This window comes from Achromobacter sp. UBA5777 (assembly GCF_002418565.1).
Classification (GTDB): Bacteria; Pseudomonadota; Gammaproteobacteria; order Burkholderiales; family Burkholderiaceae_B; genus Achromobacter; species Achromobacter animicus.
Genome location: NZ_DIEJ01000201.1, coordinates 1 through 7,468, shown reverse-complemented (window position 1 = coordinate 7,468; position 7,468 = coordinate 1). Strand labels below are relative to the sequence as shown.

Sequence of the window (7,468 nt, the reverse complement as noted above, 5' to 3'; positions counted from 1 at the left end):
GTCAATCCAGGGGTTTAAATGAATCCCCTTTTTTCGCGCCCGCCCGCCGGCGTGACGCCCGCCGCCCCGGCATTGGGCGCTCCAGACCCGCGACGGCGTCTGCTGCTGTCGACGCTGGCGCTGCTGCCGCTGGCGGGCTGCGGTCCCGACGCCCCGCCGCTGCACGGTATGGACCTGTCCGGCATGACCACCGGCGATTTCCAGTTGCAGGACACCGACGGCAAAACCCGCACCCTGGCCGACTACCGCGGGCATCCGGTCATGTTGTTCTTCGGCTTCACCCAATGCCCGGACATCTGCCCGACGGCGCTGACCCGCGCCGTCGAGATCAAGACGCTGCTGGGCAAGGATGCCGACAAGCTGCGCGTTCTCTTCATTACCGTGGATCCCGAGCGCGACACGCCTGAGATCCTGCGCGCCTACACCCAGGCCTTCGATCCCGGCTTCATCGGTCTGCGCGGCACGGCGGAACAGACCCGCGCCGCCGCCCAGGCCTTCAAGGTGTTCTACCAGAAGGTCCAGACCGGCTCGTCCTACACCATGGACCACACCGCGCTGACGTACCTCATCGACGCCGAAGGCAAGCTGCGCGTGGCGCTGCGCCATCAGCAGAGCGCGCAGGAATGCGCGCAAGACCTGCGCACCGTGCTCTGACCCAATAAAGGAAACCCTCATGAAGAAGCTTTCGATCAAACCCCTGGCCGCCGTCTTCGCTTTGGCCCTGGCCGGATTCAGCCATGTTGCGCTGGCGCAGGACGCCGGCCTGTCCGTGCAGGACGCCTGGGTGCGCGCGACCGTGCCCAACCAGCACGCGACCGGCGTGTTCATGCAACTGACGTCCAAGGAAGCCGGCCGGCTGGTCGGCGTGGAATCGCAGGCGGCCAAGCACGTGGAAGTGCACGAGATGGCGATGCAGGACAACGTCATGAAGATGCGCCAGGTGGCCGGCATCGACCTGCCCGCCGGCCAGGCGGTGGATTTGAAGCCCGGCGGCTACCACGTCATGCTCATCGACCTGGCCAAGCAGATCGTGCCGGGCGATCACGTCGCGCTGACGCTGATCGTGGAAGACGCGGCCCGTCAGCAACGGCGCGTGCCGATTGACGCGGTGGCCCGGCCGCTGAATGCGACCGCCGCGCCGGCGGCCGGTCACGGCCACTGATGACGGGCGGCAGGCGCTCATCGCGCGCCTGCCGCGTGGCGGGGTCGCACCGCGATCTCGCCATTTGAACGCCTATCGGTGGCGCTCCATGCTCGCATGTTCACCTATCGGCGGCCACATATCAGGGACACATAGCCCCGCCGCCGCGACAGCGCCGCCCTCCGATTCACCATACAATGCCTGCACGTCCGAATCCCGCGCCTTCCGGCCCGGGCAGCAGCCGGCCACCGCCGCCGCGCTCCGGATGCCAGCGTTCCGCGCAGCCGGGCGCCCGTAACTGCCGGCAAGCTAGCCGGCCCTCTGTATCTGGATATGCCCGGTAGTTCCGCCTTTTCATTCCTGCGAACCCTCTGCAGCCTGCGCTGGCTCGCCATCGCGGGCCAGGCCGCCACCGTCCTCGTCGCCAGCAGCGTGCTGGGCCTGGATCTGCCGCTGGAACCGCTGTGGCTGGGCGTGGGCATGCTGATCGGCTTCAACGTCTACGCCAGCCTGCGCCTGCGCCATCCGCGCGACCTCTCCCACGCCACCGCCTTCGGCCACCTGTTTATCGACATGGCGGTGCTGGCCTGGATGGTGGGCTGGAGCGGTGGCATCAGCAACCCGTTCGGCACGATGTTCCTCATCCTGACCGCCCTGGCCGCGCTGGCGCTGCCGCGCAACTGGGCGCTGGCCGCGGCGCTGGCCGGCGTGCTGGGCTATGGCGCCGCCGCCATCTTCGGTCAGCCCCTGCGCGGCGACGTGGACCCCCACACCCTGCTGCTGTGGGGCCTGGGCGCCAATTTCCTGATTTCGGTCGTCGTGGTGCTGGTGTTCTCGACCCGCCTGGCCGCCGACATGCGCGCCCGCGAGCGCGAACTGGCCCGCCTGCGCGAACGCTTCACCCGCAACGAAGGCATCGTCGCCCTGGCGACCCACGCCGCCGCCATGGCGCACGAGCTGAACACGCCGCTGGCCACCATGACGCTGCTGACCGACGAGATCGCCGCCGAGGTCCAGGATGACGAAGACCTGCGCGAAGACGTCACTACCCTCAGCCAGCTTCTGGCCCTGTGCCGGGAACGCATCCGCAATCTGGCGGTCCCAACCGCCGTGGATCTGGTTCGCGTCGTGGGGCAATGGCGTTTGATCCGGCCGACCATCGACCTCCAACGCTCGGGCACGCTGCCCACCAGCCTGCGCGTCGATCCGGCCATCGCCCACCTGCTGCAGGCGTTGCTGAACAACGCCGCGGACGCGGGGGAATCCGCCGACGCGCCCCGCGTGGACCTGCATCTGGAATACGGCTATGGCGCCCTGCGCGGCGAAGTCCGGGACTACGGACGGGGTTTCGATCCCGACCATGCCGTGCTGCCGGCGACCAGCCTGTTCAACAGCGGCAAGCCGGGAGGACTGGGCGTGGGCCTGGCCCTGTCGCACGCCACCGTGGAACAGATGGGCGGCGAAATGACCATGACCGCAGCCGAAGGCGGCGGCACCCGCATCCGCTTTTATTTGCCTCTCGGCAACCCCGGGACCTGAATGTGATGAATGCAAACGATCTTGGCCTGCTGATCGACGACGACGAACTCTACGTGCGCACCTTGCAGCGCAGCCTGTCGCGCCGCGGCCTGGAAACCCGAACCGCCACCGGCATCGCCGAGGCGCTGCGCGTGGCCGAGGAAATCCGTCCGGCCTTTGCACTGGTCGACCTGCGCCTGGGCGAAGACTCCGGCCTGACCTTGATCCGTCCGCTACGCGCCTTGCGCGAGGACATGCGCATCCTGCTCGTCACCGGCTATGCCAGCGTGGCGACCGCCGTCGAAGCCATCAAGCGCGGCGCCGACGACTACCTGCCCAAGCCGGCGACGGCGCCGATGATCCTGCGCACGCTGGGTCTGGTGAAGCCAGAAACAGTTACGATCGAAACGACCATGACGCCGTTGCACCGCCTAGAATGGGAGCACATTCACCAGGCCCTGCACGAGACCGGCGGCAATGTTTCCGCTGCGGCGCGCCTCCTGGGCATGCACCGGCGCTCGCTGCAACGCAAGCTGGCGAAAAAACCGGGGCCGGAACGCGAGGTAGTTCCGGAATGAGTTGTGCGGGGCGACACATCTTTACAACACCCCCATGTGCAGGTGCGACATATCGTCGCACCCCCTCCCTCCCCTCGGGGCTTCTGCTCCCCTAGGAAAACCCTGAATCCGCCGCCATTGGGCCGGATTTCTCCCAGGCAATGCGACCTTTCGTCGCAGGCTTGACCCAGATCAAACCGATAGGATGGACGTTGCTGCCTAGCAGCATTCCAGTCTGCTGCTTTGCAGCATTTCCCACCTTCCATCCAAGGCTGTACGTGAAACACCCCCTCCTTGCGACCCTTACGCGCATATTTGGCGTCGGCGCGGTCATGCTGCTTGGCGGCTGCAACATGGAAATCCTCTCCCCCAAGGGAGATATCGGCATCCAGGAAAAGACGTTGCTGCTGACGGCGACCGGGCTCATGCTCATCGTCGTGATCCCGGTCCTCATCATGATCGTGGCGTTTGCCTGGAAGTACCGCGCTTCCAACACCAAAGCTGACTACCAGCCCAAGTGGGCCCACTCCACGGCAATCGAAGCCGTCGTCTGGACCGTCCCTTGTATCATCGTGGCGATTCTTGCCGTGATCACCTGGCGCTCCACGCACGCGCTGGATCCCTACAAGCCGCTCGTGTCCGAACACAAGCCGGTGACCATCGAGGTGGTTTCACTGGATTGGAAGTGGCTCTTCATCTACCCCGAGTACGACATCGCCACGGTCAACGAGATCGCGTTCCCCGTGGACGTTCCGGTCAACTTCCGGATCACGTCGGCTTCGGTCATGAACTCGTTCTTCATTCCCCAGCTCGGCAGCCAGATCTACTCGATGGCCGGCATGGAGACCAAGCTGCACCTGAACGCGCGCGAAATCGGCACCTACGCCGGCATTTCGGCCAACTACAGCGGCGGCGGTTTCTCGGGCATGCGCTTCAAGGCGCACGCCATGTCGCAGGAAGGGTTCGACAACTGGATCAAGGAAGCGAAGGCTGCTCCCACCGCGCTGACCCCCGAGGTCTATGCGGAACTGACCAAGCGCAGCGAGCGCAACCCGGTCGTGAAGTATTCGTCGGCGCCGCCCGCCATGTTTGATTTCATTCTGGGCAGCACGATGACCAAGATGGCCGGCGTGGACTCCGCCACGTGCACCTCCACGTCGAATAATCTGATCGCAGGAATCAACTAACAATGCTCGGGAAACTTACCCTCGAGGCCATTCCGTACCATGACCCCATCGTCATGGTTACGCTGGCCGCCGTGTGCCTGGGAGGCCTAGCGGTCTTCGGCGCCATCACCTATTTCAAGAAGTGGCAGTACCTGTGGACGGAGTGGCTCACCACCGTCGACCACAAGCGCATCGGCGTGATGTACATCATCGTCGCCCTGATCATGCTGCTGCGCGGCTTTGCCGACGCCATCATGATGCGCACGCAGCTTGCCGTCGCGTCCGCGGACTCGGCCGGCTTCCTGCCGCCGCACCACTACGACCAGATCTTCACCGCCCACGGCGTCATCATGATTTTCTTCATGGCGATGCCCTTCATCACCGGGCTGATGAACATTGTCGTGCCGCTGCAGATCGGCGCCCGCGACGTGGCGTACCCGTTCCTGAACTCGCTGAGCTTCTGGCTGTTCGCCGCCGGCGTCGTGCTGATGATGCTGTCGCTGTTCGTGGGCGAATTCGCCGCGACCGGCTGGCTCGCGTATCCGCCGCTGTCGGGGCTGGACTACAGTCCAAGCGTGGGGGTGGATTACTACCTCTGGGCACTGCAGATATCAGGGCTGGGGACAACACTTAGCGGCATCAACTTCATCGTCACCATCCTGCGCATGCGTGCGCCTGGCATGACCCTGATGAAGATGCCGATCTTCACGTGGACCTCGCTGGTCACCAACGTCCTGATCGTCGCCGCCTTCCCCGTGCTGGCCGCGACCCTGGCGCTGCTGACGATGGACCGCTACCTGGGCACGCACTTCTTCACGAACGACGGTGGCGGCAACGTCATGATGTACGTGAACCTGATCTGGATCTGGGGCCACCCCGAGGTCTACATCCTGGTGCTGCCGGCCTTCGGCGTGTATTCGGAAATCGTTGCCACGTTCGCCCGCAAGACCCTGTTCGGCTACAAGTCCATGGTTTACGCCACGGCCGCCATCGGCGTGCTGTCGTTCCTGGTCTGGCTGCACCACTTCTTCACCATGGGAGCGGGGGCCAACGTCAATGCCTTCTTCGGCATAGCGACAATGATCATCTCGATCCCGACCGGGGCCAAGATCTTCAACTGGCTGTTCACCATCTACCGCGGCCGCCTGCGCATCACGACGCCGGTGCTGTGGACGCTGGGCTTCATGATCGTGTTCGTCATCGGCGGCATGACCGGCGTGATGCTGGCCATCCCCGGCGTGTCGTTCATCCTGCACAACAGCCTGTTCCTGATCGCGCACTTCCACAACACCATCATCGGTGGCGTGGTGTTCGGCTGCATCGCCGGCATGGTCTATTGGTTCCCGAAGGCGTTCGGCTTCACGCTGAACGAGCGTCTGGGCCGCTACTCGTTCTACTGCTGGTTCGTCGGCTTCTTCCTGGCCTTCATGCCCCTGTACGTCCTGGGCTTCAAGGGCATGACGCGTCGCCTGAACCACTACGACAACCCCGAATGGCAGCCGTACCTGCTGGTCGCGCTGGCTGGCGCCGCGCTGATCATGCTGGGCATCTTCTTCCTGCTGCAGCAAGTGTTCGTCTCCGTGCGTCAGCGCAAGCAGAACCAGGACGTCACCGGCGATCCCTGGGATGGCCGCACGCTGGAATGGTCGATCTCGTCGCCCGCGCCTTTCTACAACTTCGCCCACGTTCCTCACGTTGATGAACTGGACCAGTTCTGGGAAGACAAGCAGAGCGGCAAGGCCTACAAGCGCCCCGCCAAGTACGAAGACATCCACATGCCGAAGAACACCGCCGCTGGCGTCTGGATCGGCGCCTTTGGCCTGGTCATGTGCTTTGCGCTGATCTGGCACATCTGGTGGCTGTCGATCGCCGGCCTCGTGGGCATGATCGGTTCGTTCATCGTTCGCGCCTATGACCGCGACGTCGACTACTGGGTCCCGGCCGCGGAAGTCGAACGCATCGAAAACGCTCACTTTGACAAAATGCAGAAGGCCGCCTGAGCCATGATTCAAGCCGTAGCCACTCACCCCCACGCGGGTCACGACGATCACGCGCATCACGACGATGGATCCAAGACCGTTTTCGGTTTCTGGGTCTATCTGATGAGCGACTTGCTGATCTTTTCGGTGCTGTTTGCCACGTTCGCGGTGTTGTCCAACGCCACCGCGGGCGGTCCGTCCGGCAAGGAACTGTTCGACCTGAACTTCGTCCTGGTCGAAACGCTGTTGCTCCTGGTGTCCAGCTTCACCTTCGGCATGGCCAACCTGAACGTGCACGCCAACAACAAGAGCCGTGCCATGGGCTGGTTGATGGTCACGTTCCTGTTCGGCGCGGGCTTCATCGCGATGGAAATCTATGAATTCCATCACCTGATCAGCATCGGCGCCGGTCCGGGCCGCAGCGCCTACCTGTCCGCGTTCTTCACGCTGATCGGTACGCACGGCCTGCACGTGACCTTTGGCCTGATCTGGATCATCGTCATGCTCGACATGATCCGCCGTCATGGCCTGGACTCGATCAACAAGCGTCGTCTGGCGTGCCTGAGCCTGTTCTNNCTGTTCTGGCACTTCCTGGACATCGTCTGGATCTGCGTCTTCACCTTTGTCTACCTTCTGGGAGCCCTCTGATGTCGCACTCCGCTGCGGCCGCACACGGCCACGACGATCACGCCGCCGATCACGGCAGCCTGAAGTCCTACATCATCGGTTTCGTGCTCTCGCTGCTGCTCACCTTCGGCTCGTTCGGCCTGGTGATGCACGGCGCACTGTCCCACACCGCCACGATCATCGGCGTGGTGGCGCTGTGCATTCTCCAGTTGCTGGTTCAGCTGGTGTACTTCCTGCACATGGGCGCATCGAAATCGTCCCGCGACAACCTGGCCACGTTTGTCTTCACCGTCCTGATCATCTTCATCATCGTCGGTGGTTCGGCCTGGGTGCTGTACAACATGAACGTCAACATGGGCCACGCCATGTAATGACCGCTTGCCGTTAAGGCATGCAAAAACAGGCGCCTTCGGGCGCCTGTTTTTTTTGGGGGGATCGCGCGGAAGGCGCTGGGGCGTCGCGGGCAGCCAGCTGGCCGCT

General features: G+C 63.9%; 8 protein-coding genes. All 8 read left to right on the top strand.

The features are described 5' to 3' along the window. Positions 1-18: 18 nt before the first annotated feature. Positions 19-654, top strand: coding sequence for an SCO family protein (locus B3446_RS16750; RefSeq protein WP_291383506.1), 636 nt, complete (start codon positions 19-21; stop codon positions 652-654). A 19-nt stretch (positions 655-673) separates the two neighbouring features. After that, positions 674-1,162: a copper chaperone PCu(A)C gene (locus tag B3446_RS16745; protein ID WP_175124447.1), complete on the top strand. Its 489-nt coding sequence runs from the start codon at positions 674-676 to the stop codon at positions 1,160-1,162. A 312-nt stretch (positions 1,163-1,474) separates the two neighbouring features. Beyond that, positions 1,475-2,680 (top strand): ATP-binding protein, encoded by a 1,206-nt coding sequence (locus B3446_RS16740; RefSeq protein ID WP_175124446.1) that lies wholly within the window; start codon positions 1,475-1,477, stop codon positions 2,678-2,680. A gap of 5 nt (positions 2,681-2,685) precedes the next feature. Beyond that, the gene (locus B3446_RS16735) at positions 2,686-3,237 is read left to right on the top strand and encodes a response regulator transcription factor (protein WP_291383502.1); all 552 of its coding nucleotides are present in this window, start codon (positions 2,686-2,688) and stop codon (positions 3,235-3,237) included. 257 nt (positions 3,238-3,494) lie between these two features. Then, positions 3,495-4,403 (top strand): ubiquinol oxidase subunit II, encoded by a 909-nt coding sequence (gene cyoA / locus B3446_RS16730; RefSeq protein ID WP_175124445.1) that lies wholly within the window; start codon positions 3,495-3,497, stop codon positions 4,401-4,403. 2 nt (positions 4,404-4,405) lie between these two features. Further along, positions 4,406-6,382 (top strand): cytochrome o ubiquinol oxidase subunit I, encoded by a 1,977-nt coding sequence (cyoB, locus tag B3446_RS16725; RefSeq protein ID WP_191576114.1) that lies wholly within the window; start codon positions 4,406-4,408, stop codon positions 6,380-6,382. Between the two features lie 3 nt (positions 6,383-6,385). Then, the gene (gene cyoC / locus B3446_RS16720) at positions 6,386-7,009 is read left to right on the top strand and encodes a cytochrome o ubiquinol oxidase subunit III (protein WP_291383499.1); all 624 of its coding nucleotides are present in this window, start codon (positions 6,386-6,388) and stop codon (positions 7,007-7,009) included. After that, complete coding sequence (gene cyoD, locus B3446_RS16715; RefSeq protein WP_175124443.1) at positions 7,009-7,359, top strand: cytochrome o ubiquinol oxidase subunit IV; 351 nt, start codon at positions 7,009-7,011, stop codon at positions 7,357-7,359. The genes cyoC and cyoD overlap by 1 nt, the downstream gene beginning before the upstream one ends. Positions 7,360-7,468 lie beyond the last annotated feature (109 nt).

What these genes read in the sequence shown, in the direction of transcription:
- B3446_RS16750 (WP_291383506.1), top strand. Translation starts at nt 19, where the DNA reads ATGAATCCCCTTTTTTCGCGCCCGCCCGCCGGCGTGACGCCCGCCGCC.
- B3446_RS16745 (WP_175124447.1), top strand. Translation starts at nt 674, where the DNA reads ATGAAGAAGCTTTCGATCAAACCCCTGGCCGCCGTCTTCGCTTTGGCC.
- B3446_RS16740 (WP_175124446.1), top strand. Translation starts at nt 1,475, where the DNA reads ATGCCCGGTAGTTCCGCCTTTTCATTCCTGCGAACCCTCTGCAGCCTG.
- B3446_RS16735 (WP_291383502.1), top strand. Translation starts at nt 2,686, where the DNA reads ATGAATGCAAACGATCTTGGCCTGCTGATCGACGACGACGAACTCTAC.
- cyoB (WP_191576114.1), top strand. Translation starts at nt 4,406, where the DNA reads ATGCTCGGGAAACTTACCCTCGAGGCCATTCCGTACCATGACCCCATC.
- cyoD (WP_175124443.1), top strand. Translation starts at nt 7,009, where the DNA reads ATGTCGCACTCCGCTGCGGCCGCACACGGCCACGACGATCACGCCGCC.